Raw genomic sequence first — 26,105 nt, 5'->3', positions numbered from 1 at the left:
GCCGGGTCGGTGGGCCGAGAGCGCCGGGAGGGCCGAGAGCGTCAGCCGGTGCGGCCGACCGTCCTCGCACTCAGGTCGACGACGAGGTCGCGGGTGTCGATCCACGGTCCGTTCCTGACCTTGGTCGTGACGCGTACGCAGCGGTGCTCCCCGCACTTCGCCAGCGCCCGCGGTACCGTCTCCTCGCGGTCCGCCCGGTAGATCCCGCCGGTCACCCGCAGCTGGTCCACCGAGGTGAGCGGCTTGCCCATGGCGTCCTGGTAGTCCTTCTTCAGGCCCTCACCGAGCGGACTCGCCAGAATCAGATCCGCGGCCTCACGGCTCTCCTGGCGGGTGGGCGACGGCTGTACGCCCTTGAGCGCACCGGTCCGCTCGACCTTGCCGGTGGCGAGGTTGACGGTCTTCGTCACCAGTTCGTCGCGCTTGTAGTCGTAGTACGAGACCTCCGCACGGCGCGGCGGCGCGGCCTCCCCGACCTCGGACGGCTGTATCTCGCTCAGGTTCGTGGCGAGGTGCTGCGGCCCCCGGTCTCCCTCGACGTCCCTGCCGCCGGAGAACTGCGACGGCGTCAGCGCGAGCGTCTCCACGCGCTCCAGCTCGGCGTCCGTAAGGGGGTCCCTGCCGATGCCCTGCTCGCCCTCGGCCGGGGCGCCCTGGACGACCCCCGGCTCCGGCGCCTGCCCCGCCGCCGCGCTCCCACCGTCCTGGCCGGTGCCGTCCCCCTGGGCGCTCTGCTCGCCCCGGTCGGACCCGGCGACGGCCGCGTTCCCGGGCCGGCCGGTGCGCGTGTCGTCGGCGGCGCCCGCCGGGTCCGGCAGCGTCACGCCGATCATCACGGCGGTCGCGGTCACCGCTGTCGCGGCTCCCGCCAGCATCTTCCCCAGATGCCGGCGCACTGTCCTGTGCACTGTGCCCCCCTACTCTCCCCGGAGCCCCCTGTCGCCCCGCGCGTCACACGCGACAGCAACTGGCATACCGAGTATGCGTGGTCACCCGGTAGGACGGTCCGAAGTCCTAGGAGGTTGCCCCACTTTCGGGGAAGATCTGTGCGAAGTGCCCCGCAGAACCCGGATCAGAAGTGGAAGAGTCGATCGCATGCAGGTCTGGCCGGGAGAGGCTTACCCACTCGGCGCCACGTACGACGGCGCCGGAACCAATTTCGCTGTCTATTCGGAGGCCGCCGACCGGATCGAGTTGTGCTTGCTGCACGACGACGGTTCGGAGACGGCGGTGGAACTGCGCGAGTCCGACGCGTTCGTACGTCACGCCTTCCTGCCCGGGATCATGCCGGGCCAGCGCTACGGCTACCGGGTCCACGGCCCGTACGCCCCGCAGGAGGGCAAGCGGTGCAACTCCGCCAAGCTGCTGCTCGACCCGTACGCACGGGCCATCAGCGGCAAGGTGGACTGGGGCGAGGCGGTGTACGGCTACCACTTCGGGAAGCCGGACTCGCGCAACGACCTGGACTCGGCGCCGCACACGATGGCGTCGGTGGTGGTCAACCCGTACTTCGACTGGGGTGACGACCGTCCGCCCCGCACGGACTATCACCGCACGATCCTCTACGAGGCCCATGTGAAGGGCCTCACGATGATGCACCCGGACCTCCCCGACGAGCTCCGGGGTACGTACGCGGCCCTGGCGCACCCTTCGATCATCTCGCACCTGACGGAACTGGGGGTGACGGCTCTGGAGTTGATGCCGGTGCACCAGTTCGTCAATGATCACAGGCTGGCCGACGCCGATCTGAGCAACTACTGGGGCTACAACACCATCGGTTTCTTCGCCCCGCACAACGCGTACGCCTCATGGGGCGACCGAGGTCAGCAGGTCCTGGAGTTCAAGACCGCCGTACGGGCGCTCCACCGGGCGGGCATCGAGGTCATCCTCGACGTCGTCTACAACCACACGGCGGAGGGCAACCATCTGGGCCCCACGCTCTCCTTCCGCGGCCTGGACAACGCGTCGTACTACCGTCTCGCCGACGATCCCCGCTACTACATGGATACGACGGGCACCGGGAACTCCCTCCTCATGCGCTCGCCGCACGTACTCCAGCTGATCATGGATTCGCTGCGGTACTGGGTGACGGAGATGCACGTCGACGGGTTCCGCTTCGATCTGGCGGCGACTCTGGCCAGGCAGTTCCACGAGGTGGACCGGCTGTCGTCCTTCTTCGACCTGGTGCAGCAGGACCCGGTGGTCAGCCAGGTGAAGCTGATCGCCGAGCCGTGGGATGTCGGCGAGGGCGGCTATCAGGTGGGGAACTTCCCGCCGCTGTGGACCGAGTGGAACGGCAAGTACCGGGACACCGTGCGGGACCTGTGGCGGGGTGAGCCCCGGACGATCGCGGAGTTCGCGGGGCGGCTCACGGGGTCCTCGGACCTCTACCAGGACGACGGGCGCAGGCCGCTCGCGTCCATCAACTTCACCACCTGCCACGACGGTTTCACGCTGGCCGACATGGTCTCGTACAACGACAAGCACAACGAGGCCAACGGCGAGGGCAACCGGGACGGCGAGAGCCACAACCGGTCCTGGAACTGCGGGGCGGAGGGGGATACGGACGATCCCGCGATCCTCGACCTGCGCGCCCGTCAGATGCGCAACTTCATCGCGACGCTGATGCTGTCGCAGGGCGTGCCGATGCTCTCGCACGGGGACGAGTTCGCACGGACGCAAGGAGGCAACAACAACGCCTACTGCCAGGACAACGAGTTGTCCTGGGTGCACTGGCCGGACAAGGACGACGAGGAGGGCTCGCTCCACGCCTTCACGCGCGCGATGGTGTGGCTGCGGCGGGACCATCCGGTCTTCCGGCGCCGGCGCTTCTTCCACGGACGTCCCGTGGAGGGCACGCACGACGATCTTTCGGACATCGCGTGGTTCACACCGGACGGCAAGGAGATGGCCCAGCGGGACTGGCAGGCGGCGCACGCGAAGGCGCTGACGGTCTTCCTGAACGGTCACGCCATCTCGGAGCCGGGGCCGCGCGGCGAGCGCATCTCGGACGACTCCTTCCTGCTGATGTTCAACGCGAGCGCGAAGGAACTCGATTTCACCGTTCCGGTGAACCACGGGAAGCAGTGGCAGGTCGTGGTCGACACGGCGCGGGCCGAGGGGGTGCCACCCGGGAGCGGTCCCAAGGTGGGAGCGGGCGAACACGTCACGCTGATCGGGCGCAGTCTGGTGGTGTTGCAGCGGCCGGCTTAGGGCCCGCTGCGGAGGCGGGGCGGGCGGTCCACGCGAGTACGGCGCAGAGCGTGGCCGCCACCACCGCGACGGCGAACGCCGCGGGCGCGCCGCTGCCCTCCGCGAGACGTCCGGAAAGGGCCAGCGCCAGGGCCTGGCCGCCGACGATGCCGCTCGTCAGGAACGCCATCGACTCGGCCAGTCTGTTCTCGGGAACGATCCGTTCGGTGAGCCCGAAGATGGTGATCAGGTGCGGTGCGTACGCGACGCCGAGGACCACTACGACGGCGTACAGCGCCCACAGGGACTCCACGAACAGCAGCGGTACGGAGAGCACGATGAGGGCGGCCGTCGCGGCGCGCCAGCGGACCGTCAGGGTGATCCTCGCCGGTACGGCCGCCATGGCGAGCCCGGCGGCCGCGCTCATGACGCCCATGGCTGCGTAGACGAGCCCGGCCTGCTCCGGCTGCCCGAGCCGCTCGGTGAGCGCCGTGATGCCCGCCTGGGACGCGCCGAACATGGCTCCCTGGAGCACCATCGCGGCGCGCAGCGCGTAGACCGCTCCGGGCAGACTCGTACGTACGGGTGAGGCCTTGCGGGACGCGGGGCGTACCCGGGACGCCGTCGAATGCAGTGCGAACCAGGTGCCGCAGACGGCCAGCAGACCCGCGGCGACGAGCAGCGCGGCAGCGGGGTGCGCTACCGCCACCGCGAGGCCGACGAGGGCGGGGCCGAGGACGAAGGACACCTCGTCGAGCGTTCCCTCGAACGACAGGACGGCGCCGATGAGCCGTTCGTCGACGCCGTTCCTGCGGGCGAGTGCGACCGATCGCGTACGCGCCATCGGACCGACCTGGGGAACGCTCGCTCCGGCGAGCGCGCCGACGAGCGCGAGCGGGAGCGTACTGACGCGGTCCAGGGCGGCGATCACGAGAGCGGCGACGGCGACCGCGTTGACGAGGGCGGCGACCAGGACGACGGTGCGCTGTCCGTGACGGTCCGCCACCCGGCCGAGGAGCGGGCCGCCGGCCGTCTGCCCCGCCGCCAGGGCGCCGCCGACCAGTCCTGCCGTGGCGAGGCTGCCGCTGGTCTCGGCGACCAGCAGGAGGCTGCCGAGCTGGCACATGGCGGTCGGCAGCCTGCCGAGGAACGACACGACGGGCAGCACGGGTCCGGTGAGCGCGACGACCTTGCGATACGTGTGAAGGGTTCCAGGCATCAGGTGAACGTAATACCGGGTCATCACACGGAAGCATGGGCCGATGACACAGAAGGTCCCAATGCGGGTACGTACGTTCGCATGACGCCCACCGCCACCTATCGTCTGCAGCTCCGTTCCGACTTCCCCTTCTCGGCCGCCGAGGAGGCGGTGCCCCATCTGGCCGCACTCGGGGTCTCGCACCTGCATCTGTCACCCGTGCTCGAAGCCGTGCCGGGCTCCCAGCACGGATACGACGTCGTCGACCACGCGCGCGTGCGGGCCGAACTCGGCGGCGAGGAGGGACTGCGCGCGCTGTCCCGCACGGCCCGCGCCCACGGCCTCGGCCTGATCCTGGACATCGTGCCGAACCACATGGCCGTACCGGCGCCCGAGAGCCTGAACCGGCCACTGTGGGAGGTGCTGAGAGAGGGGCCGGGTTCGCCGTACGCCCGGTGGTTCGACATCGACTGGGAGGGCGGCGACGGCAAGGTCCTGCTGCCCGTACTGGCGCACCGGATCGGTGACGAGCTGGAAGGGCTGAGGGTCGAGGGCGAAACCCTTCGCTACTACGACCACACGTTCCCGCTGCGTGAGGGCACGGCGAACCTGCCGATGCCGGAGCTGCTGGACGCCCAGTGGTACCGGCTCTCCTGGTGGCGACTGGCGCGCACCGAGCTGAACTACCGGCGCTTCTTCACCATCTCGGAACTGATCGGCGTCCGTGTGGAGGATCCGGAGGTCTTCGCCGCCTCGCACGCGAAGATCCTGGAGCTGGTACGGGACGGGGTGGTTGAGGGGCTGCGCGTCGACCACCCGGACGGGCTCGCCGATCCGCAGGCGTACCTGCGGCGCCTCGGTGAGGCGGTCGGGGGCCGCTGGACGGTCGTGGAGAAGATCCTGACCGGTCCCGAGCGGCTTCCGGCCGAATGGCCGGTCGCGGGAACGACGGGATACGACGCGCTGTACCGGATCGACGGCCTGTTCACCGATCCGGTGGGCGTCGGGGAACTGACGGCCCACTACCGCGATTTCGCGGGCCCGGCCGGAGACCGTGGCGGTTACTGGGAACCGACGGTACGACGATCGGCGTACAAGGTGCTCACCCATGAGCTGGCAGCGGAGACCCGCTACCTCGTCCGTACGGCCGAACGGATCTGCGCGGCTGATCCCGCCCTGCGGGACTTCGCGCCCTGGGCGCTGCGGACAGCCGTACGGGAACTGCTGGTGCGCGTTCCCGTGTACCGCCCTTACGTGACGGCGGGCGGGCCCTGTCCCGAGAGCGCCGAGGCCGCCGTTCCGATGGAGGCGGCGCGGCGGGTGAAGGCGACGTTCGCGGTGCAGGAGGAGGCGGCGGTCGTCGATCTGGTGCGTGATCTGGCGCTGGGGAAGCTCGGCGGCGGGCCGGACCGTGCGGCGTTCTGTGCGCGGTTCGCGCAGACGGCGTCGGCGCTGCGCGCCAAGTCGGTGGAGGACACGGCCTACTACCGCTACGTGCCTCTCATCTCGGCGAACGAGGTGGGCGGCGACCCCGGGGCACCCGGCGTGAGCCCGGCGGACTTCCACGCGTTCTGCACGCGGCTGGCGCGTGACTGGCCGACCACCGGCACCGTGCTGTCCACCCACGACACGAAGCGCAGCGCGGACGTGCGCGCGCGGATCGCCGTGCTGTCCGAGTGCCCGCAGCGGTGGGCCCGGCTGCTCGCGGGGCTGACCTCGGTCCCCGCCCCCGACGCGCACCTCGCCTGGACGGCCTGGCAGACCGTACTCGGCTTCGGGGAGCCCGACGGGGAGCGGCTGACGGCCGCGCTGCTGAAGTCCGTACGGGAGGCGGGGCTGCACACCAGCTGGACCGAGCAGGACACGGTGTACGAGGAGGCGGTGGCCGACTTCGTGACGGCGGGTCCTGCCGGGCCGCCGTTCGAGACGGTGGCGAAGTTCGCGCGGGATCTGGGTCCGTACGTACGGGCCAATGTGCTCGGGGCCGCGCTGCTGCATCTGACGATGCCGGGGGTGCCGGACCTGTACCAGGGCACGGAGCGGGAGTTCCGGGCCCTGGTGGACCCGGACAACCGGCGGCCTGTCGGCTTCACGCCGCCCGCCGCGGGCGAGGACGGCCTGTCGGCGGAGAAGTACGCGGTCACGGTCGCCGCGCTGGGCCTGCGACGGCGGCACCCCGAAGCCTTCGGCGAGTCGGGCACCTACACCCCTCTGGGGGTCGCCGGCCCGGCCGCGGACCACTGCGTGGCGTTCTGCCGCTCCGGAGAGGCGGTGACGGCCGTAACGCGGCTGTCGCTGCGCCTGTCGGAGGCGGGCGGCTGGCGCGACACGGAACTGACGCTGCCGGAGGGGCGGTGGGCAGATGTGCTGACGCCGGAGCGGGCGTTCTCGGGAACGGTGCGAGTGACTGACCTCTTCGCGGAACGTCCGGTCTCGCTCCTGACCCGGGTGGGAGGAGAGGCGCCGTAGGAGGGTGTACGTGCGGGCGGGTGTGTCCTGCGGGGCTTGAGAGTTGCCGCACGCGGCGACATCCAGCCCGTCCGGCGTTTGAGGACACGCCCGGAGGGCGTCCTGGGGGCTGGGGGCTTGCCCCCAGTTTCGGGGAAGGGGCGGGTAGGGGAACAAGCGCCGCGGGGCGCCCCACGCCGTCACGCCGTCGCAGTGCAGTTCTCGTACGCCCCGTCAGTTGACGCCGGAGCCTTCCCGTACGGCCACGAGTCGCACAGCACATCCGCGAACGCCGCCGCCGCGCCCGTGAGCTCGACGCGGGAGAAGACCGTCAGGGCGCGCCGCCACGGCGGGTCGACCGGGAGTACGACGCAGTCCTCGCCCACGGCTCCCCGCACCACGTGCGACGGTGCGGTGGCGACGCCGACCCCCGCCGCCGCCATCCGCACCGCCGTCGAGGTGTGCTCGGTACGGACCGCCGTGCGCGGTACGAAGCCCGCCTTGGCACAGGCCCAGTCGAGGAACTGCTGTCCGTCGATCACCGCTTCCATCGCGCACCGCACCCACGTGCGGTCGGCCAGCTCCGACAGGCGTACCGACGTACGCCCCGCGAGGCGGTCGTCGAAGGCGACGACCAGCACGATCTCCTCCTCCCCGACCGGCACCACGGGCCCCTGCCACGAGCGCGGCGGCGCCGGCCCGACAGCGAGGTCGGCGACGCCCCGCTCCAGTTGCTCCTCCAGCGCCTCGGTCGTCGCGTACTCGTGCAGGACCAGCGCCACACCCGGGTGTTCGCGGCGCCAGCGGGCGAAGACGTCGGGCAGGATGCCGACGGCGACCGAGTGGACGGTGGCGATGTGCAGCTCGCCGCCCTCCGCGCCGGCGGCGGCCCTGGCGGCGCGCTGCGCCTGGACGGCGCTGCGCACGGCGAGTTCGGCGTGCGGGAGGAAGGCGCGGCCCATCACCGTCAGCCGTACGCCGCGCGGCATGCGTTCCAGCAGCGCGCCGCCCACGGACCTCTCCAGGGCCTTGATCTGGTGCGAGAGGGCGGGCTGTGTGACGTGCAGGAGCTCGGCGGCCCGCGTGAAGGAAGCCTCCTCGACGACCGTCACGAAGTACTCCATCTGCCGCAGGCTCATCCGCCCGCACCCCTCCCATAAGCGCTGTGCATCGGTGCCAGAGAAACATTGCCTTGGACTCATGGCAAGGCAGCGGCGGAGGGTGGAGCCATGACTGAGACTCATGAAACCGATGTGATCGTGATCGGCGGCGGCACCGGCGGTTACAGCACCGCCCTGCGCGCCGCGGCCCTCGGCCTGAAGGTCGTTCTGGTGGAGCGCGACAAGGTGGGCGGCACGTGCCTGCACCGCGGCTGCATCCCCAGCAAGGCGATGCTGCACGCCGCCGAACTCGTCGACGGCATCGCGGAGGCCCGGGAGCGGTGGGGCGTGAAGGCGACACTGGAGTCGGTGGACTGGCCGGCGCTGGTGGCCACCAGGGACGACATCGTGTCCCGCAACCACAAGGGCGTCGAGGAACACCTCGCGCATTCCGCGGTGGAAGTGGTCCGTGGGAGCGCTCAGTTGACCGGTCCCCGGAACGTTCGCGTGGAGGATGACGGCCGCTCCTTCACCGCCCGCCGGGGCATCGTGCTGGCGACCGGGTCCCGGCCCCGTACGCTGCCGGGCCTGGACCCGGACGGGAGCCGCGTCGTCACCAGCGACGACGCGCTGTTCGCGCCCGGGCTGCCAAAGTCCGTGGTGGTGCTCGGCGGTGGCGCGATCGGCGTGGAGTACGCCTCGTTCCACCGTTCCATGGGCGCCGAGGTCACCCTGGTCGAGGCCGCGGACCGGCTCGTACCACTCGAAGACACCGATGTGTCCCGCCACTTGACTCGCGGCCTGAAGAAGCGCGGCATCGACGTGCAGGTGGGCGCACGGCTGCTGGACGCAACGGTGCTCGAGAGCGGTGTACGGGCGAACGTCCGCACCTCGCGCGGCGAGACGCGCGCGATCGAGGCCGCGCGGCTGCTGGTCGCCGTGGGCCGCGCACCCGTGACCGACGGGCTCGGCCTGGCGACGGCCGGACTGACCACCGACGAGCGCGGGTTCGTCGCGCCCGCCGACTGGTCCCGGCTGGAGACGGCCGTACCGGGCATCCATGTGGTCGGTGACCTCCTGCCGCCGCCCTCGCTCGGCCTGGCCCACGCCTCGTTCGCGGAGGGCCTGCTGGTGGCCGAGACGCTGGCGGGGCTTGCCTCGCCGCCCGTCGACTACGCGGCCGTCCCCCGGGTCACGTACTCCTCGCCGCAGACCGCCTCGGTCGGTCTGAGTGAGGCGCAGGCGCGTGGCCGGGACCACGACGTGGTGGTCAACACCATGCCCCTGACCGCTGTGGCCAAGGGCATGGTGCACGGTCAGGGCGGTGTGGTGAAGGTCGTCGCCGCGCGCGGCGGGCAGGTGCTCGGCGTCCACCTCGTGGGACCGAACGTCTCCGAGATGATCGCCGAGAGCCAGCTGATCGTCGGCTGGGACGCCGAACCGTCCGACGTCGCCCGCCACATCCACGCCCACCCGACGCTCTCCGAGGCCGTCGGCGAAACCTTCCTCACCCTCGCCGGGCGGGGCCTGCACCAGCAGTAGCGGGACGGGGCAGGTCACCCCGCGGCTGCCCGGCGCCGGGCGCGCCCGTCCGCGAACGGCCCCAACAGCGTTCGCCCAGGAGCGCCATCGCCGACGGCAGGATCAGCGCCCGCAGCACGATCGCGTCGAAGAGCACCGCCACCGTGAGTCCCACGGCGATCTGCTTCATCTCGATGCGGTCGATGAAGAGGAAGCTGACGAAGACCGACACCATGATGACGGCGGCGCTCGTGACCACACTCGCGGAGCCGGTGATCCCGTCCACCACGGCGTCGCGGGTCGGTATGCCGCGCCGCACGGCCTCCTTGATCCGGCTGACGACGAAGATCTGGTAGTCGGTGGAAAGGCCCACCAGGATGGCGAAGACCAGCAGCGGCGTACGGGAGCCGACGAATCCGGTGGATTCGAAACCGAGGAGCCCCTCGGCCCAGGTGCCCTGGAAGACCAGCGTCAGTACGCCCCAGGAGACCATCACCGCCGCGAGGTTGAGCAGCACGCTGAGCACGGCCATGACGACGGAACGGAACGCCGCGTACATGATGGCGAATGTCGCCAGCGACACGAAGAGGATGACCCAGGGCAGCCGCTTCTCCTGATGCTCGGCATAGTCCGCGCCGTAGGCGATCTCCCCGCTGACGGCGGCCTCGGTGCCCGCCACCTTGCCGATGGTCTCCGGTACGAGCTCGCCGCGCAGCAGCGCCAGGGAGCGGTCCGCCGCCGCCGAGTTCTCGGCGTACGGGACGGGCAGCGTCAGCAGCGCCGAACGTCCGTCCTCGGAGACGCGCAGCTGGGGTGCGGTGCCGTCCTGGGTGAAGAGTTCGTTGCCCAGGGTCCGGTCGGCGAGCCGGCGCAGGGCGCCCTTCGCCTCGTCCGCGTGGGCAGGGTCCGACCGTACGAGCACGAGGTGCGCGGTCCCGTCGGCCGGATACGCGGCCGTCAGCCGGTCGTACGTCGCCATGGCGGCCACGCTGTCGGGGAACGTGTCCTTCCCCTCCGTGCCGAGCTTCATGTTGAGGGTGGGCAGGGCGAGAGCCGCCGTGGCGGCGAGTCCGACGAGCAGTGTCGCGAGCGGCCTGCGCATGACCGGCCGCAGGAGGGCGGACCACATGCGGCTCTGCTCCGGGGCACCGCGCGAAGCACCGGCCGCCCGGCGGCGGGCCCTGCGGCCGTCCGTACGGTGTCCCAGTTTGGCAAGCAGCGCGGGCAGTACGGTCAGCGATCCCGCCACCGCGACAAGGGTGACCAGAATGGCCCCGGTGGCGATCGACGAGAAGATCACGTCGTCCATCAGGTACAGGCCGCCGAGCGCGAGGGCGACCGCCAGACCCGAGTCGACGACGGCTCGCCCCGAGGTGGCCGCGGCCAGTTCGACGGCGGCGGCGTGGCTGATCGTGCCGCCCGTGCGCTCGCGCTCCTCCCTGGCGCGCTTCAGGTAGAAGAGCGAGTAGTCGACGCCGACCGCCATGCCCAGCATGAAGATGACGCTCAGCGCCGCGCCGCCCGCGTCGGGGGTGATCCAGGACGCGAGACCGTAGAGGCCCACCGCTCCCCCGAAGGCGAAGAGGGCGAGCAGCACCGGGATGCCGGCCGCCAGGACCGATCCGAAGACGACCAACAGGATGATGAAGGTGACCGGCAGACTGATCGCCTCGGTGCGCTGAAGGTCCTGCCCTTGTTTGTCGTTGACCCCGTTGGAGATGGACGCGTTGCCGGTCTGTTCGATCCGCAGTTTCCGGTGCTCGCTCCCTACGGCCTCGGTCTGCTTCAGCAGCGCGTCGACGTCCTCCTTGGCGGTCTCCTTGTCGCCGCGCAGGGTGACGGCGACCATCAGCGCGGAACCGTCGGCGGCCGGCTTCGGGGCGGCGACCGAGACGACGGCCGGCAGGGCTTCCATCCGCTGCCGCACGTCGCGTGCGGCGTCTTCGGCGGCCGCGGCGTCGAGCTTGCCGTGCTCCGCCGTGATCAGTACCCGCTCGACGGGCGCCGGTGTGAGTCCGCTGTCGGCGGCGATGGACTCGGCCCGGCCCGCCTCGCCGATCCAGAAGTCGGAGAACTGCCCCTTGTTCATGCCCACCGCGCTGCCCGCACCGACGCATACGACGAGCAACAGCAGCCATCCGGCGATGGCTCGCCATGGATGCGTGGCACACCATCGCGCGATTCTGACTGTGATCGGCTGCCTGCTGCCCGCCATCTTTGTTCCCTCCCGAGGACGCTTTTGCTCCTTGATCAGCGTCCCGGTCGGGCCCCTTGTGGTCACTGGTACCAGCAGCCGGACCTTCCTGCGGTTAACCCCACCCCTGTCCTGAGGGAACCTTCGGCTCGGCGCGCGGAAGTTCGGCGCGCGGAACTCAGCGCGCGGAAACTCAGCGCTCGGAAAGCCTGAAGCTCATCCGCCCGAAGCTGACCTGATCCCCGTCCCGCACGAGGACGGCTCCCGTGACCCGCCGCCCGTTGACGGCCGTCCCGTTGGTCGAGCCGAGGTCGCGCAGGACCCATGTGCCGCCCCGCGCGGACAGTTCCGCGTGTACGCGCGAGACCGTGTCGTGGCTGAGCCGCAGTCCGTTCGCGGGATCGCGTCCGATCCTCAGTGGGTACGGGCCGGGCTCGGGGAACAGCAGCTTCGGCAGCCGCTCCGACTGCCACGCCCTGCGCAGCCGCACCGTGAACGCCGACGCCCGCTCCACCGCCCCGAACAGCCCCCGTGCCCAGCGGCTCTCGGTCTCCAGATCGGAGGTGAGTACGGCCAGTTCCTCGGAGCGGCGGGCGACAAGGGCGAGTTCCATCCGGCGCACGAAGGTGTCGTGCGACAACTTCCCCTGGGCCGCCCCCTCTCTGAGCACCCCGAGCACACGGTCGCGCTCGGCGTCGGACAGCCGAGCGGGATACGTGTGGAACTCGAAGGAGGACGTCACAGACCTGATTGTCGGGCCGACCCGGCGCGGCTGTCCAGAAGAACAGGGCATCCCGTACGACCTGACCTGCGCAGACAGAAGTCCGTATCCAATCCCGGATGACGTGGAGCTGACGATTTACCGGCGGATCATGCCCGTCTGACGCACCATGGGTGGCGGCATCGTCGACGAGAGGGGCCGCCAGTGCGGTTCGAGGTGTGGGCACCCAAGGCCGAACAGGCAGAGCTCCGGCTGGCGGACGGGACGTACGCCATGGAGCGCGATCCCGCACGGGGCGGATGGTGGACGGCGGACGCCGACGCCGGTGAAGGTACGCGTTACGGCTTCTGCCTGGACGGCGGCCCCGTCCTGCCCGACCCGCGCTCGCGCCGCCAGCCGGACGGCCCCGACGGCCTCAGCGCCGTCGTGGACCACAACACCCATGTGTGGCGGACAGCTTGGCGCGGCGGCACTGCGCTGGCGGGAGCGGTCCTCTACGAGCTGCACATCGGTACGTACACCCCTGAGGGCACCTTCGACGCCGCCGCCCGGCGGCTCGGCCACCTGGCGGAGCTGGGGGTCACCCACGTCGAGGTGATGCCCGTCTGCCCGTTCCCGGGAACGCACGGCTGGGGGTACGAGGGTGTGTCGCTCTGGGCCGTGCACGAACCGTACGGAGGCCCCGAAGGACTCAAGCGCTTCGTCGACACGGCGCACGGCCTCGGCCTCGGAGTCGTGCTCGACGTCGTACACAACCACCTCGGCCCCTCCGGCAACTATCTGCCCCTCTTCGGCCCGTACTTCACGGACACGCACCACACTCCCTGGGGATCGGCCGTCAACCTCGACGCCCCGGGGTCCGACGAGGTACGCGCGTACCTGCTCGGCAGCGCTCTCGCCTGGCTGCGCGACTACCGCATCGACGGACTGCGTCTCGACGCGGTCCACGCCCTCGCCGACACGCGCGCGCTGACGTTCCTGGAGGAGCTGTCGACGGCCGTCGACACGCTCTCCGCCGAGACGGGCAGGCCGCTCTTCCTGATCGCCGAGTCCGACCAGGGGGACCCGCGCACGACCGCCCCTCGCGAGTCGTGGGGGCTCGGTCTGCACGCTCAGTGGAACGACGACTTCCACCACGCTCTGCACACCGCCCTCACCGGCGAGTCCCAGGGTTACTACGGCGACTTCGCCCGCGCCCCCCTCGGTGCGCTCGCCAAGACGCTCACCCAGGTGTTCTTCCACGACGGTACGTACTCGACGTTCCGGGGACGCGTGCACGGCCGTTCCGTGGACCGCACGAAAACCGCCGCACACCGCTTCCTCGGTTACGCCCAGACGCATGACCAAGTCGGCAACAGAGCCCTCGGGGACCGGCTTTCCGCCTCCCTCTCCACCGGCCTGCTGGCCTGCGCCGCCACGCTCGTCCTCACCGGCCCGTACGTCCCCATGCTCTTCATGGGCGAGGAGTGGGCGGCCCGTACTCCCTGGCAGTTCTTCACCGACCACACCGACCCGGAGCTCGGGCAGGCCGTACGGGAGGGCAGGAGGCGGGAGTTCACCGCGCACGGGTGGGCGGCGGAGGACGTCCCGGACCCGCAGGACCCACGGACCAGGGAACGCTCCTGTCTGGACTGGTCCGAGCCGGAAGACGAGCCGCACGCGCGCGTGCTCGCGTGGTACCGCGAGCTGATCGCCCTGCGCCGCGAGCGGCCAGACCTCGCCGACCCGGACCTGGCGGCGGTCAAGGTCGCGTACGACGAGGGCGCGCGCTGGCTGGCGTACCGCCGCGGCGACATCCGCGTGGCGGTGAACCTGTCGAAGGAGCCCGCCACGATCGGCCTCGGCCGCAACGGCCTCAGCCGCGTACTGGCAGCCTGGGAACCGGTCGACGCGCCGGGCACCGACGGGCTGCTGCGGCTGCCGCCGGAGTCCTGTGTCGTACTGGGCCCCGTCGGCACCTGACCAACAGCACGACCGGCGGACGGCCGGCAGCACGTCCAGCAGCACGTCCGGCAGTACTGCCAACAGCACGTCCGGCGGCGGGCGTCAGCCGACGACGGCCATCTCGCGGGCCGTCGTGTTGAGACGGCGCCCGCCGTCCTCCGTGACGGTCACGATGTCCTCGATGCGTACGCCGAAGCGCCCCGGGAGGTAGATGCCTGGCTCGATGGAGAAGCACATGCCGGGTACGAGCGGCTGCCGCTCCCCCTCGATCATGTACGGCGGTTCGTGGGTGGTCACGCCGATGCCGTGTCCGGTGCGGTGGATGAACCGCTCGCCGTACCCCGCCTCTGTGATGACCGCGCGCGCCACCCGGTCCACCTCCTGACAGGCGATCCCGGGCCGCACCGCCTCGAACGCCGCCTGCTGCGCCTCCCGTACGACGTCGTGGACACGCTGTTCCTCCGCGCTCGGGGCGTCGCCGACATGGACCGTGCGGGAGGTGTCGGAGCCGTAACCGTGCTTGAGGCCGCCGAAGTCGAGTACGACCATGTCGCCCTCCTCGATGACGCGCGTCCCCGCCTCGTGGTGCGGGTTCGCGCCGTTCGGGCCGCTGCCGACCACCGTGAAGTCCACCTGCTCGTGCCCGGACTGCGTGAGCAGGTGGGCGAGTTCCGCGGCCACCTCGCTCTCGCGCCGCCCGGAGAAGCGGACCTTGAGGATCTCCTCGTACGTCGCGTCCGCGGCCGCGCCCGCAGCCTCCAGGCGCGCCAGCTCGGCGGCGTCCTTGACGGCCCGCAGCATGGGCAGGGCCGAGGTCAGGGATACGTACGAGGTGCTCGGCAGTGCCTGCTGGAGGCCGAGCAGATGCATCGCCCAGGTGTTGTCGCTGACCGCGAAGCGGCCGTCGAAGTCGAGGAGCGGCACGGTGACGGCGTAGGGGTCCTTGCCGTCCGTCCAGTCGCGCAGGTTGAGCGCGGCGGCTCCGGCGGCCTGCTGGGCGTCCGGCGCCTCCAGGGTCGGCACGACGAGCACCGGGTCCTGTTCCACCGACAGTACGAGCATCGTCAGCCGCTCGCTGGCCGCGGTGGGGCGGTAGCCGGTGAGGTGAACCAGATCGGGCCCGGGCGCGACGAGTACGCCGTCGAGCCCGGCGTCGGCGGCCGCCTGGGCGGTGCGCTCCATGCGGGCGCGGTAGTCCTCGGCGGTGAACGGCGCGGGAGCGGGGCCGGATGCGGCGGATGCGGGCACGGATGACATGGCCTCATCCTGCCCGGCGCCCGGTGTCCTCGCTAGCCGGTTGTGACGACGAGGTCGGCGCGGTCCCGGCAGGCAGCGACCAGGCGCGCGTTGGCCTCGTCCGACGCGTGGACGAAGCGCTCGGCGTCCGGTCGGGACTTGCCGAACCGCTCATGGCGCTCGACGAGGCGACGTACCCGCTCCTCCTGCTCGGCCTCCAGGAACCACACCTCGTCGAGCAGGTCCCGAACCCTCCCCCAGGGGCCGTCGTCGAGGAGCAGGTAGTTCCCCTCGGTGACGACGAGGGGAACGTCCTGCGGGCCCGGTACGGCGATGCTGCCCGCCACGGGTTCCTCGATCGCCCGGTCGAAGGCGGGCGCGTAGACGACGGTGTCCGGCGTCTCGGGCGCGCGCAGCCTGGCCAGCAGAGCGGCGTATCCGGCGCCGTCGAAAGTGTCCGGGGCGCCTTTCCTGCCCGTACGCCCGAGGCGTTCCAACTCCGCTCCGGCGAGGTGGAAGCCGTCCATGGGGACAAGTACGGCGAGTCCGTCGAGGCGGTCGACGAGGTGCGCAGCGAGGGTGGACTTGCCGGCCCCGGGCGCGCCGGCAATCCCGAGGACGCGCCGACGGCCGGGAACGATGAGACGGCGGGCGCGCTCGACGAGCCGGTTGGGTTCCATGGGGGCCATTGTCCTGGCGGATGTCCTGGCGGAGCCCTTTCCCCACCCGGCCCCTTCCCGCTGCGACATTTTGCGGCTCCGCCGCGTGGGGGCAAGCCCCAGGCCCCGGACGCCCTGAGGGCGTGTCCTCCGGGCGTGTCCTCCGGCGCTTGAGGAGCGGGGTCTGCGGCAGAGCCCCAGCAACCACCCCCGCCAACTCCAGCCCGCCCGGCGCTTGAGGGCCGGGGTCTGGGGCAGCGCCCCAGTTCGGGAAGGGGCGGGGTGGGGAAGGAAAAAGCCCATGCCCCACATCGCACTCGTCACCCTCGTCGTCCGCGATTACGACGAGGCCATCGCCTTCTACACCGACGCCCTCGGTTTCGAGCTGGCCGAGGACACCGACCGCGGGGACGGCTCCCGCTGGGTCGTGGTCCACCCGCCCGGAGCCGCGGCCGGTACGGGGCTGCTGCTGGCCCGCGCGAAGGACGACGCGCAGCGTTCGGCCGTCGGCGCGCAGACGGGCGGGCGCGTCGGATTCTTCCTGCACACCGAGGACTTCGCGCGCGACCACGCCCGGATGACGGCGGCGGGCGTCCGCTTCCTGGAGGAGCCGCGCCATGAACCGTACGGCTCGGTCGCGGTCTTCGAGGACCTGTACGGCAACCGCTGGGACCTTCTCCAGCCGGCCTGAGGAACACATCACCGGAGTCACTCATGCATGACGACCGAAGCATCGTGATGATCAGGTGCAGCAGCCACAGCCCCAGGGTCCGCTTCTTGAATGCCACGGTCAATCCGCCCTGCATGGAGTGCTGACTTCGAGGAGACCCGTCAGCGAGACCGGCGGGCGTTGAGGCGGGCGGCTTGGCGGGTCAGGTGGTCGCGCTCGGCGAGGTCGGGTGCCTTGTGGGCCGCCTCGGCGTAGAGCCGTGCCGCCGTCGCGAGGTCGCCGTCGCGCTCGTGGAGGTACGCCGCCACCGCGGTGTGGCGGGGCAGTGAGTCCTCCAGCGCCGCGAGCGCCGCCAGGCCGGCGCGCGGTCCGTCGGCCTGGCCGACGGCCACCGCGCGGTTGAGCCGGACGACCGGGCTGTCGGTGAGGCGCGTGAGCTCGTCGTACCACTCGACGATCTGCACCCAGTCGGTTTCCTCGGCGGTGGGCGCGTCGGCGTGGAGTGCCGCGATGGCGGCCTGGGCCTGGAACTCGCCCAACCGGTCGCGGGCGAGGGCCGCCTGCAGGATCATGACGCCCTCGGCGATCACTTTCGTGTCCCACCGGCCGCGGTCCTGCTCCGCGAGCGGCACCAGGCTGCCGTCGGGCGCGGTCCGGGCGGCGCGCCGGGCGTGGTGGAGCAGCATGAGGGCGAGCAGTCCCGCCACCTCGGGGTGGTCGATCGCGGCCGCGAGCTGCCGGGTGAGGCGGATGGCCTCGGCGGCGAGGTCGACGTTGCCCGAGTAGCCCTCGTTGAAGACGAGGTAGAGAACGCGCAGCACGGTGGCGACGTCGCCGGGCTGGTCGAACCTTCCCCAAGCTCTCGGCTTCGCTCGAGCGGGGGAGACCCCATTGCCGGAGACGGTGCGCTTGGCCCGGCTGATGCGCTGCGCCATGGTCGCCTCGGGCACCAGGTAGGCCTGGGCGATCTGGCGGGTGGTCAGCCCGCCGACGGCGCGCAGCGTGAGCGCGACCGCGGACGACGGTGTCAGTGAAGGGTGGGCGCACAGGAAGTAGAGCTGGAGCGTGTCGTCGACCGTGGGCGCGGGCCCGGGCGCCGGCTCCTCGTCGACCAGGTCCTCACGCCGGCGGCGGGCGGCGTCCGACCGGGTCGCGTCGAGGACCTTGCGCCAGGCCACGGTGACCAGCCAGCCCTTCGGGTCCCGCGGTTGGTCGGCCGGCCAGACGCGGACCGCCTCGACCAAGGCGTCCTGCACCGCATCCTCGGCCGCCGCGAAGTCGGCTCCGCGGCGGACGAGGATGGCGAGCACGTTCGGCGTGAGGCTCCGCAGCAGGGCCTCGTTCACGTCGGGGGTCATTCCGTGATGGTGGGCGGCGCGGCCAGGAACGGGCGCACCTCGAGCCACTCGTGGATCGGCTTCCCGCCCGCCCCGGGGGCGGCCGACAGTTCCCCGGCCAGCTCGACGGCGCGCTCGTAGTTGTCGACGTCGATCACCATCCAGCCGGCGATGAGGTCCTTGGTCTCGGCGAACGGGCCGTCGGTGACCGGCGGGCGGCCCTCGCCGTCGTACCGGACGAACGTGCCCTCGGGGGCGAGCGCCTGACCGTCGACGAACTCGCCGGTTGCCTCGAGGCGGGCCGCGAAGTCGTGCATGTACTGCACGTGGGCCGAGATCTCTTCCGGCGTCCACTGGTCCATGGGTACGTCGTTGACCGCATTCGGGGCGCCGCGGTAGTGCTTGAGCAGCAAGTACTTGGCCATCGTGGTTCTCCTCGGTACTGGTGCGACCCATTGTGGTCGCGTTCATACCGGGGACGGAGCCAGTCACGGGTTCTCGACATCACCGTGCGATTTTTTTGGCTCTCGTGGATGAGCCCGGGTGCGAGCTACCGCTGAGCCCCGTCGAGTGCGCCAGTCAGGCGGCCCAGGAGCTGCTGGAGGCCGAGGATCTCCTCGACCGACAGGCCGGTCGCGGAAAGAATTCGGCGCGGCACGGGTAGGGCCCGCTCGCGCAGGTCCGCGCCCTCTTCGGTGAGGTGAACCGTCACTGAGCGTTCGTCCTCGGCGCTGCGCTCGCGTCGCACCAGGCCGGCCGTCTCCAGCCGCTTGAGCAGCGGAGAGAGCGTGCCGGAGTCGAGGCGCAGCTGCTCGCCGATCGCCTTGACGGGCTGCGGGCCGTGCTCCCAGAGAACGAGCATCGCCAGGTACTGGGGGTACGTGAGCCCGAGGTCCTTGAGCGCGTCGCGGTAGACGCCGCCGAACGCGCGCGAGGCCGCGTGCAGCGAGAAGCAGACCTGGTGATCGAGGCGGAGCAGTTCCGCGTCGGACACCGTGGGGAGGGCCGGGTCGGTGGTGGGCGGGGGCGTCATGAGTCCAGAGTAACCTCTCGCTCGCAATTAAGTTGTGCACAACTTAATTGTGTGCAACTCTTGCGACCTCCAGACGAGAGAGGCACCCCCATGAACGCGCTGTACACCGCTGTCGCCACCGCCAACGGCCGCGAGGGCCGCACCGTCAGCTCCGACGGCCAGATCGACCTCGCCCTCGCGATGCCCCCGGCCCTCGGCGGCAACGGTCAGGGCACCAACCCCGAGCAGCTCTTCGCCGCTGGGTACGCCGCCTGCTTCGCCAGCGCGATGGGCCAGGTCGCGCGCCAGATGAAGGTCGACACCAAGGACGTTTCGGTGACCGCCGAGGTCTCCATCGGCAAGGACGACACGGGCTTCGGGCTCGCGGTCGTCATGCGCGTCGAGCTGCCGGACACCCTGGCGGGCGAGACCGGCCGGAAGCTGGTCGAGGCGACCCACGCCTACTGCCCGTACTCGAAGGCCACCAGCGGCAACATCGAGGTCGAACTCGTCATTGAGTAGCGCGTCGGCACCACCTGAAACCCGTGAAGGGCGTCCCCAGGGGCGCCCTTCACATCGCTGCCTCCGCCGAGGTCCTCGAGGAACTGCCGTTGGCTGTCCAGGAATCCGTCCGCGAAGAGCGAGCGTGGGGAGAAGAGCGCGGTGAGCGTGATCCTGAGGTCCGACTGCTCGATGGAGCGCTTGAGCAATGAATGGTTCGCGTCCGGGTAGCGCTCGATCGTCAACCCACCGCCCGCGTCCAGCACCTTGCGGTAGACGCGCTCCGTGTCGGCGGTGTCCACGTTGATGTCATGGCCCGCGAGGGTCAGCAGCACCGGGACGTGGCGCAGAGCGCGGAGGTCCCGCGTGGCGTCCGCCGTGTAGTTCTTGGAGATGAAGCCCCAGCGGTCGGCGGTCATGCCGTCCGCGGCGCCGCCCATGGCTTTGACGTACTCCCCGAAGGTCGCTTGGCCTGCCAGCAGCCGGCGGGTGCGGTCGCTCTTGGCGATCGCGGCCTTGGTGCGGGCTGCCGACGCGCCGTCGGTGCGCAGCTCGGCGAGGAGGTTGTAGCGGCCCTGCTGGAGCCAGTTGATCGCGGGCGAGACGGCGATGACGAAGCTCACGGGCGTCTTGGCGGCGACTTTCGGCAGGACCCAGCCCGCCTGGCTGGCGCCCCAGAGCCCGATCCGGGCGCCGTCGATGTCCGGGCGGGCGCGCGCCCAGGCGATGGCGGCGGCCGCTTCGTCGGCCCGCTCGTCCATGGACTGGCCGAGCCAGTCGCCGGGTGCGCCCGCGACGCCGGGCTTGTCCCAGGACAGGGAGGCGTACCCGGCCTCGGCGTTCGCTTCCCACATGGGCTTGTAACCGTCGTCGTGGGTGGCGTCGACGGGACCGTCACCGTGGACGTACACGACCAGGCCGTGGCGCTTGCGGCCGTCCTTGGGGGTGGCCAGTACGCCGTTGAGGGTGTGGCCGCCGTGGCGGATCGAGACCCGCTGCTCGTCCATGTCGTAGGAGTTCTGCCACAGCACCACACCGGCGAGACCGGCGGCCACGACCAGGACCGTGACCAGTAACCACACGGCTGTGCGGAGCCCCCGCCGTCGGGGCCGACTCTGTGGACACATGGGATCTGACCGCCTCTGCTCGGGGTTACGCAACACTGAAACTATCATCACCAGCACGATCGTTCCGGAGATGATAGTTTTGGGTTGGAGGTTACGGCGAGAAGGGGGCACGGCATGGGACTGGACGCGACAGGCACCGGCACTGAGCCGGTGACAATCCAGCGGGGCGTTCCGGGCGGAGCCGAGCGGCGGGCGGCTGAGCTGTACTGGGGCGCCTTCGGTCGCAAACTCGGCCCCGCCCTGAACCCGCCGGACAAGGCGGTGCCCTTCATCGCCGCCCATCTGAACGCCGATCGCGCGGTCTGCGCGCTCCTCGACGGGCAGCTCGTCGGCCTCGCCGGCTACCAGCTCGGAGGCCGGGCCCTCACCGGGGGATCGGCCTCCGCCGTGCTGCGCGCGTACGGACACCTGCGAGGACTGCACCGACTCCTGCTCCTCGCCCTCTTCGAACGCCACCCGGCCCCCGGCCAACTCGTCATGGACGGCATCGCCGTGGACCCGGGCATACGCGGCCGCGGCGTCGGGAGCCTGCTCATCGAGGAAGTGGCCGCCGTCGCGGCGGAGCAGGACTGCCGGGAGATCAGACTGGACGTGATCGACACCAACCCGCGCGCCAGGGCCCTGTACGAGCGGCGCGGCTTCACAGCCGTACGGACCGAGCACACGCCCTACCTGCGCGGGCTGCTGGGATTCGGCGCGGTGACCACCATGCACCGCCCCGTCGGAGCGAGAGGAGCGACAGAACTGTGAGCGCCGAGACGGACCACGTCGAGATCCCCACCCGCATGCTCGTCCACGCGCTGATCCGCGAGGACGGCACCGTCGGCGCGGACGAGCTGTACACCGTCGCCAACACCCTGGGCATGAGTGACCAGCAGGTACGGCTGTGCGTCAAACGCCTCGTGGCCGAGGGCCGGTTCACCCACGAGGGCCGAGGCCGCAAGGCGGAGCTGCACGCGACCCCGGACACCACGCGTGCCCTGGCCCCCAACGCGGACTTCCTCCGGCACGCTTTCCAGCAGGACGCCGGGCTCGCGCCCTGGGACGGTGTCTGGCACCTGGCCGCCTTCGCGGTGCCCGAATCGGCGCGCACGGCCCGGGACGCCCTGCGCGAGACGCTCGTCCACCTCGGCGGCGCCCCGCTCCAGGGCGGACTGTACGTCTGCGCCAACGCCTGGGAACCGTACGTCGAAGAAGCGGCCCACCGCCTCGGCGCCCACGGCGCGCTCACCCTCCTCACGACGACGGACCTGCGCAGGGGCGAGACCCGAGAGCCTGCCGAACTAGCCCGCCACCTGTGGCCCCTGGAGGAGATCGCCGACCGCTACCACCGCCTCAGCCGCATCGCCCGGCCCCGACTCGACCGGCTCACCGGCCCTGCCGCACTCTCCCCATCCGCACTCCTCACCATCGCGGTCGAGCTGGCCGCCGAACTCACCCGCGCCATGGAGCCCGACCCACTGCTGCCGCCTCAGCTTCTGCCCCAGCCCTGGCCCGGCACCCAGGCCCGCGAGCTCATCGCCCGCTGCTGGGCAGCCCTGCACGAACGCGACCACGGCGAAGCCCGCCCTGCCCTCTTCTGCCTCTACGCCGACATCACCCGAGAAGCAGCAGACCGGGCCAAGCACTGAAGAAGCCCGCGCCGCGGCCCGGCACCACGGGCGCCCGACGGGCCCCGTCCCGGAAGCCTGCTGCCCGAGGGCCGGAACTGACAGCACCTCGTCATTGCAGCCACTGCGGCCGGGAGGACATGATCAGCGCATGCTCCCACCGAGCAGAGCCTGGACCGGCTTCGTCTCGTACGCCGCCCAGATCGGCTGACCGTTCACGCGAACGCGCCCCGCACCCCGGATCGGATCCGGTGGTGCGGGGCGCGTCGGCGTATCAGCTGGTCGTCATTCGTCCGGGGTCAGCCGCAGCGAGATCGAGTTGATGCAGTAGCGCTGGTCGGTCGGGGTCGGGTAGCCCTCGCCCTCGAACACGTGGCCCAGGTGCGAGCCGCACTTCGCGCAGCGGACCTCCGTGCGGGTCATGCCGTGGGAGGTGTCCGCGATCAGTTCGACCGCCTCCGTGTCCTTCGGGTCGTAGAACGACGGCCAGCCACAGTGCGACTCGAACTTCGTGTCGGAGCGGAAGAGTTCCGTTCCGCAGGCGCGGCACGAGTACACGCCGGTCGTCTTCGTGTCCGTGTACTCACCGACGAAGGCGGGCTCCGTGCCGGCCTGGCGCAGGACGGCGTACTCGGCGGGGGTCAGTTCCGCGCGCCACTGCTCGTCGGGCTTCTCGACGTCGTACGACATGGTGCGCTCCCTCAGTTCGACAGGCGGGCCAAAATGGCCGGGCCGAGGTCCGTCACGTCACCCGCGCCCATCGTGAGAACAAGATCGCCCTGCTTCGCCATTCCCGCGATGACGTCGGGGACCGTCGCCTTGTCGGAGACGGGCGTCACGTCGGCGCCCGCCCTGCGGGCCGCGTCGATGATCAGCGCGCTGGTGACGCCGGGGATCGGGTCCTCACGGGCCGGGTAGATGTCGAGGACCACCGAGGCGTCCGCGAGGGCCAGGGCCTGGCCCATCTCGGTGGCCAGCTCCTGGGTGCGGGAGAAGAGGTGGGGCTGGAAGACCACCAGGAGGCGTGAGTCCGTCGCCGCGCCGCGCATGGCTTCCAGGTCGGCGGTCATCTCGGTCGGGTGGTGGGCGTACGAGTCGATGACCTGTACGCCGTTCACCTCGCCCTTGAGCTGGAGGCGGCGCTTGACGCCGGTGTACTTGCCGAGCGCCGAGGCCAGGTTGTGCGCCGGGATGCCCAGGGCCACGCCCGCGGCCAGGGCGGCGACCGCGTTGTGGGCGTAGTGGCTGCCGGGGACCGAGACCGTGAAGGTGAGGTAGCGGCCGTCGAGGACGACCGTGACCTCGCTGGTCAGGCCGCGCGGGGTGATCTTGTGTACGCGTACGTCGGCCGACGGGGAGTCGCCGTACGTGACGATCTTCAGGGTGGAGAGGTCGCGCAGGCGGGACGTCAGTTCTACGGCGCCGGCCTGGTCCGCCGTGATGACGAGCGTGCCGCCGGGGACGACCTTGCCGACGAAGGTCTCGAAGGAGTCGTAGATCTCGTCCATCGAAGCGTAGTTCGCGTGGTGGTCCAGCTCGACGTTGAGGACGATCGCGACCTCGGGGTCGTACTTCTGGAAGCTGCGGTCGCTCTCGTCCGCCTCGGCGACGAAGATGTCGCCCTCGCCGTGCCGGGCGTTCGTGCCGGGGCCTTCCAGGTCGCCGCCGATCGCGTACGACGGGTCCAGGCCCAGCTCGGTCAGGGCGACGGCCAGCATCGAGGTGGTCGTCGTCTTGCCGTGTGTGCCCGCGACGGCGATCGCCCGCAGGCCGCCCATCAGCGAGGCCAGCGCGTCGGAGCGGTGCACGACCGGGATGTCGAGTTCCGCGGCGCGGACCAGCTCGGGGTTGTCCGCGCGGATCGCGCTGGAGACGACCACGCAGGTCGCGTCGGGGGCCAGGTGCTCGGCGGCGTGGCCGATGTGAACCGTGGCGCCCAGCGCGCGCAGGGATTCGGCGGTGGCGGACTCGCGCGAGTCGCTGCCGGCGACCCGTGCGCCGCGCTGGGCGAGGATTTTCGCGATCCCCGACATTCCGGCGCCGCCGATGCCGATGAAGTGCGGTCGGTCCATGGCGGTGGGAAGGCCGGGTGCCATACGTGTGTCTCCCAAGGTGTGACGTGTGAGCGGTGCCCCAGCCTATTCGTTGTGGGAGAAGAGCTTGAGCACCGGTACGCCGACCTTGTGACGGGCGCGCGAGGCCCAGTCCCGGTGGAAGAACTCCTCGACGTAGTGCGGCGCGGTCAGGACGATCACTTCGTCGGCGCCCGTCTCGGACACGACCGACTTGAGGAGGTCCAGCGGGTGCTCCTCGACGACCTGGCCGACGGCCTCGTTGCCGTGCGCCCGCAGCGCCTCCAGCGTCACCTCCAGGCCGCGCTGGGCGAGGGGCTTCGCCTCTTCCCCCTTGGGTTCGTCGGCCTCACGGACCGCTTCGTCGACCTGGCCGAGCGCTACGTCGTCGATGGCGCGCAGGAGCACGTCCGCCTGGTCGCCGCGGGGCTGCATCAGGACGACGAAGGAGACGCTCTCGTCGCCGTGGAGCGTGGTGACGAATTCCACGTCGACGGAAGTCAGGGGCTTCTCGATCATCAATACGCTCGTGAACACGACGGGCGCCCTTCTCTTCTTCTTGGGCCGGCGCTTCTGGGTAGCGCCGCCGGCCCCCTGCGGAAACCATCCTTCCCCGTGCCCGCACGGGGTCTGCGAGTAAGTGTGCCCAGCGGAAGCTATGCGGAACGGTGAATTCCGCCCATTGTCAGCTCCGACGGTACTGGGTGAAAAGGAACCCGGCCTCCTCCAGTACGGACGTCAGTGTGAACCGTTCCGGGACCGTCACGCCGGGTCCGTCGGCGATCCGCTGGGCACGGCCCGCCGTGAGCACCGGCGACACGGTGAGGCACAACTCGTCCAGTACCCCGGCCGTGATGAATTGCGCCAGCAGCCGAGGTCCGCCTTCGGTCAGCAACCGGGTGAGCCCGCGCTCCGCCAGCGCCTCGACCGCACTCGGCGGATCCACCGTGGCGCCGTCCCCGGCGACCAGGACCTCGGCTCCGGCCTCTCTGGCGGCCCGGACCCGGTCGAGGGGGGCCGTGGCACCGGTCAGCACGAGGGTCGGGACCAGGGGGGACGTAAAGAGCGGAAGCGAGAAGTCCAGGTTCAGGCTCGCGCTGACCACCGCGATGGCGGGCGCCGGGCCCTGGCCAGCCGCCGCTCTGCGCTCCGCGAAGGCCTCGCGGGCGCGAGCCGGACGGTAGCCCTCCAGGCGTACCGTTTCCGCGCCGACGATCACCACGTCGGCCAGCGCGCGCAGCGTGCCGAAGATCCTCATGTCGGTGTCCGAGGAGATCGGCTGCGAGCGGCCCTCGTGCTGGGCGGCCCCGTCGAGCGAGGAGACCATGTTGGCCCGGAGCCAGGCGCCCGCCGCTCCGCGCTCCTTCGGATACGCGTAGGCGTCGGCCAGCTCGTCGAGTCCCCACTCGCCGTCGGCGGCCGAGGCGGCGGAGAGTGTTTCGTCGGTCACAGGGAACAGGCGTCGCATGTCGAGCAGTGTGGCACGAGGCCCTGGGGGTGTCCGGCTGCTTTCCGCGGCGTCGCGGGGCTTGCTCTCCCACGGAGAGCAACCGGACACCCCCT

23 protein-coding genes are annotated in these 26,105 nt (G+C 71.0%); 8 read left to right on the top strand and 15 right to left on the bottom strand.

The annotated features are described in order from the left end of the window. Window positions 1–41: 41 nt before the first annotated feature. The gene (locus tag AC1P0E_RS26775) at window positions 42–908 is read right to left on the bottom strand and encodes a Tat pathway signal sequence domain protein (protein ID WP_482744663.1); all 867 of its coding nucleotides are present in this window, start codon (window positions 906–908) and stop codon (window positions 42–44) included. Between the two features lie 187 nt (window positions 909–1,095). Here AC1P0E_RS26775 and glgX point away from each other — a divergent pair, with 187 nt between their 5' ends. Further along, window positions 1,096–3,213: a glycogen debranching protein GlgX gene (gene glgX, locus AC1P0E_RS26770; protein WP_482744662.1), complete on the top strand. Its 2,118-nt coding sequence runs from the start codon at window positions 1,096–1,098 to the stop codon at window positions 3,211–3,213. On the opposite strand, the gene AC1P0E_RS26765 is transcribed toward glgX, so the two are convergent. Then, window positions 3,167–4,411 carry an MFS transporter gene (locus tag AC1P0E_RS26765; protein ID WP_482744661.1) on the bottom strand — a complete coding sequence of 415 codons (1,245 nt, stop codon included), beginning with the start codon at window positions 4,409–4,411 and terminating at the stop codon, window positions 3,167–3,169. The two genes, glgX and AC1P0E_RS26765, sit on opposite strands and share 47 nt — an antisense overlap. Before the next feature lie 81 nt (window positions 4,412–4,492). Here AC1P0E_RS26765 and treY point away from each other — a divergent pair, with 81 nt between their 5' ends. Further along, window positions 4,493–6,859: a malto-oligosyltrehalose synthase gene (gene treY / locus AC1P0E_RS26760; RefSeq protein WP_482744660.1), complete on the top strand. Its 2,367-nt coding sequence runs from the start codon at window positions 4,493–4,495 to the stop codon at window positions 6,857–6,859. Between the two features lie 179 nt (window positions 6,860–7,038). Here the strand turns inward: treY and AC1P0E_RS26755 are convergent, their stop codons facing one another. Beyond that, complete coding sequence (locus AC1P0E_RS26755; RefSeq protein ID WP_482744659.1) at window positions 7,039–7,977, bottom strand: LysR family transcriptional regulator; 939 nt, start codon at window positions 7,975–7,977, stop codon at window positions 7,039–7,041. A gap of 90 nt (window positions 7,978–8,067) precedes the next feature. On the opposite strand from AC1P0E_RS26755, the gene lpdA reads away from it, so the two are divergent. Next, window positions 8,068–9,480 carry a dihydrolipoyl dehydrogenase gene (lpdA, locus tag AC1P0E_RS26750; protein WP_482744658.1) on the top strand — a complete coding sequence of 471 codons (1,413 nt, stop codon included), beginning with the start codon at window positions 8,068–8,070 and terminating at the stop codon, window positions 9,478–9,480. On the opposite strand, the gene AC1P0E_RS26745 is transcribed toward lpdA, so the two are convergent. Together AC1P0E_RS26745 and AC1P0E_RS26740 are read right to left on the bottom strand one after the other, a co-directional pair. Next, complete coding sequence (locus tag AC1P0E_RS26745) at window positions 9,446–11,674, bottom strand: MMPL family transporter (protein WP_482744657.1); 2,229 nt, start codon at window positions 11,672–11,674, stop codon at window positions 9,446–9,448. The two genes, lpdA and AC1P0E_RS26745, sit on opposite strands and share 35 nt — an antisense overlap. Window positions 11,675–11,846: 172 nt before the next feature. After that, window positions 11,847–12,395, bottom strand: a complete 549-nt coding sequence (locus tag AC1P0E_RS26740) for an FHA domain-containing protein (protein ID WP_482744656.1) — start codon at window positions 12,393–12,395, stop codon at window positions 11,847–11,849. Between the two features lie 183 nt (window positions 12,396–12,578). Between AC1P0E_RS26740 and treZ the strand changes: the two genes are divergently transcribed. After that, window positions 12,579–14,336: a malto-oligosyltrehalose trehalohydrolase gene (gene treZ, locus AC1P0E_RS26735; RefSeq protein WP_482744655.1), complete on the top strand. Its 1,758-nt coding sequence runs from the start codon at window positions 12,579–12,581 to the stop codon at window positions 14,334–14,336. A gap of 84 nt (window positions 14,337–14,420) precedes the next feature. Here the strand turns inward: treZ and AC1P0E_RS26730 are convergent, their stop codons facing one another. Together AC1P0E_RS26730 and AC1P0E_RS26725 are read right to left on the bottom strand one after the other, a co-directional pair. Then, window positions 14,421–15,575 carry an aminopeptidase P family protein gene (locus AC1P0E_RS26730; RefSeq protein WP_482744654.1) on the bottom strand — a complete coding sequence of 385 codons (1,155 nt, stop codon included), beginning with the start codon at window positions 15,573–15,575 and terminating at the stop codon, window positions 14,421–14,423. A gap of 32 nt (window positions 15,576–15,607) precedes the next feature. Beyond that, window positions 15,608–16,243 carry a nucleoside/nucleotide kinase family protein gene (locus AC1P0E_RS26725; protein ID WP_482744653.1) on the bottom strand — a complete coding sequence of 212 codons (636 nt, stop codon included), beginning with the start codon at window positions 16,241–16,243 and terminating at the stop codon, window positions 15,608–15,610. A gap of 271 nt (window positions 16,244–16,514) precedes the next feature. Here AC1P0E_RS26725 and AC1P0E_RS26720 point away from each other — a divergent pair, with 271 nt between their 5' ends. After that, window positions 16,515–16,904, top strand: coding sequence for a VOC family protein (locus AC1P0E_RS26720; protein ID WP_482744652.1), 390 nt, complete (start codon window positions 16,515–16,517; stop codon window positions 16,902–16,904). Between the two features lie 140 nt (window positions 16,905–17,044). Here AC1P0E_RS26720 and AC1P0E_RS26715 read toward each other — a convergent pair whose 3' ends face one another. From AC1P0E_RS26715 to AC1P0E_RS26705, 3 genes are all read right to left on the bottom strand, one after another. Continuing rightward, window positions 17,045–18,229, bottom strand: coding sequence for an RNA polymerase sigma factor (locus AC1P0E_RS26715; protein WP_482745910.1), 1,185 nt, complete (start codon window positions 18,227–18,229; stop codon window positions 17,045–17,047). An 8-nt stretch (window positions 18,230–18,237) separates the two neighbouring features. Continuing rightward, window positions 18,238–18,645 (bottom strand): YciI family protein, encoded by a 408-nt coding sequence (locus tag AC1P0E_RS26710; protein WP_482744651.1) that lies wholly within the window; start codon window positions 18,643–18,645, stop codon window positions 18,238–18,240. A gap of 125 nt (window positions 18,646–18,770) precedes the next feature. After that, window positions 18,771–19,253 (bottom strand): MarR family winged helix-turn-helix transcriptional regulator, encoded by a 483-nt coding sequence (locus tag AC1P0E_RS26705; protein WP_482744650.1) that lies wholly within the window; start codon window positions 19,251–19,253, stop codon window positions 18,771–18,773. A gap of 90 nt (window positions 19,254–19,343) precedes the next feature. Between AC1P0E_RS26705 and AC1P0E_RS26700 the strand changes: the two genes are divergently transcribed. Next, complete coding sequence (locus AC1P0E_RS26700; protein WP_482744649.1) at window positions 19,344–19,754, top strand: organic hydroperoxide resistance protein; 411 nt, start codon at window positions 19,344–19,346, stop codon at window positions 19,752–19,754. On the opposite strand, the gene AC1P0E_RS26695 is transcribed toward AC1P0E_RS26700, so the two are convergent. Next, a complete protein-coding gene (locus AC1P0E_RS26695; protein WP_482744648.1) occupies window positions 19,694–20,788 on the bottom strand; it encodes an alpha/beta hydrolase family protein in 1,095 nt (364 codons plus the stop codon). The genes AC1P0E_RS26700 and AC1P0E_RS26695 overlap by 61 nt on opposite strands. A gap of 186 nt (window positions 20,789–20,974) precedes the next feature. On the opposite strand from AC1P0E_RS26695, the gene AC1P0E_RS26690 reads away from it, so the two are divergent. Together AC1P0E_RS26690 and AC1P0E_RS26685 are read left to right on the top strand one after the other, a co-directional pair. Then, window positions 20,975–21,610 carry a GNAT family N-acetyltransferase gene (locus AC1P0E_RS26690; protein ID WP_482744647.1) on the top strand — a complete coding sequence of 212 codons (636 nt, stop codon included), beginning with the start codon at window positions 20,975–20,977 and terminating at the stop codon, window positions 21,608–21,610. Window positions 21,611–21,645: 35 nt separating this feature from the next. Then, window positions 21,646–22,491, top strand: a complete 846-nt coding sequence (locus tag AC1P0E_RS26685) for a PaaX family transcriptional regulator C-terminal domain-containing protein (protein WP_482745909.1) — start codon at window positions 21,646–21,648, stop codon at window positions 22,489–22,491. 264 nt (window positions 22,492–22,755) lie between these two features. Here AC1P0E_RS26685 and msrB read toward each other — a convergent pair whose 3' ends face one another. The 4 genes from msrB to AC1P0E_RS26665 form a co-directional block, all read right to left on the bottom strand. Next, the gene (msrB, locus tag AC1P0E_RS26680) at window positions 22,756–23,160 is read right to left on the bottom strand and encodes a peptide-methionine (R)-S-oxide reductase MsrB (RefSeq protein ID WP_482744646.1); all 405 of its coding nucleotides are present in this window, start codon (window positions 23,158–23,160) and stop codon (window positions 22,756–22,758) included. An 11-nt stretch (window positions 23,161–23,171) separates the two neighbouring features. Then, entirely contained in the window at window positions 23,172–24,566 is a 1,395-nt protein-coding gene (gene murC, locus AC1P0E_RS26675) for a UDP-N-acetylmuramate--L-alanine ligase (protein ID WP_482744645.1), read from the bottom strand. Window positions 24,567–24,608: 42 nt separating this feature from the next. After that, window positions 24,609–25,079: an indole-3-glycerol phosphate synthase gene (locus AC1P0E_RS26670; RefSeq protein ID WP_482744644.1), complete on the bottom strand. Its 471-nt coding sequence runs from the start codon at window positions 25,077–25,079 to the stop codon at window positions 24,609–24,611. A 148-nt stretch (window positions 25,080–25,227) separates the two neighbouring features. Continuing rightward, window positions 25,228–26,010, bottom strand: a complete 783-nt coding sequence (locus AC1P0E_RS26665) for a pyrimidine reductase family protein (RefSeq protein WP_482744643.1) — start codon at window positions 26,008–26,010, stop codon at window positions 25,228–25,230. Between the last annotated feature and the right edge of the window lie 95 nt (window positions 26,011–26,105).

The organism is Streptomyces sp. TRD_SC_5 (genome assembly GCF_056836825.1).
Note: the sequence above shows the minus strand (reverse complement) of the source record. Positions and strands in the feature narration are given on the sequence as shown.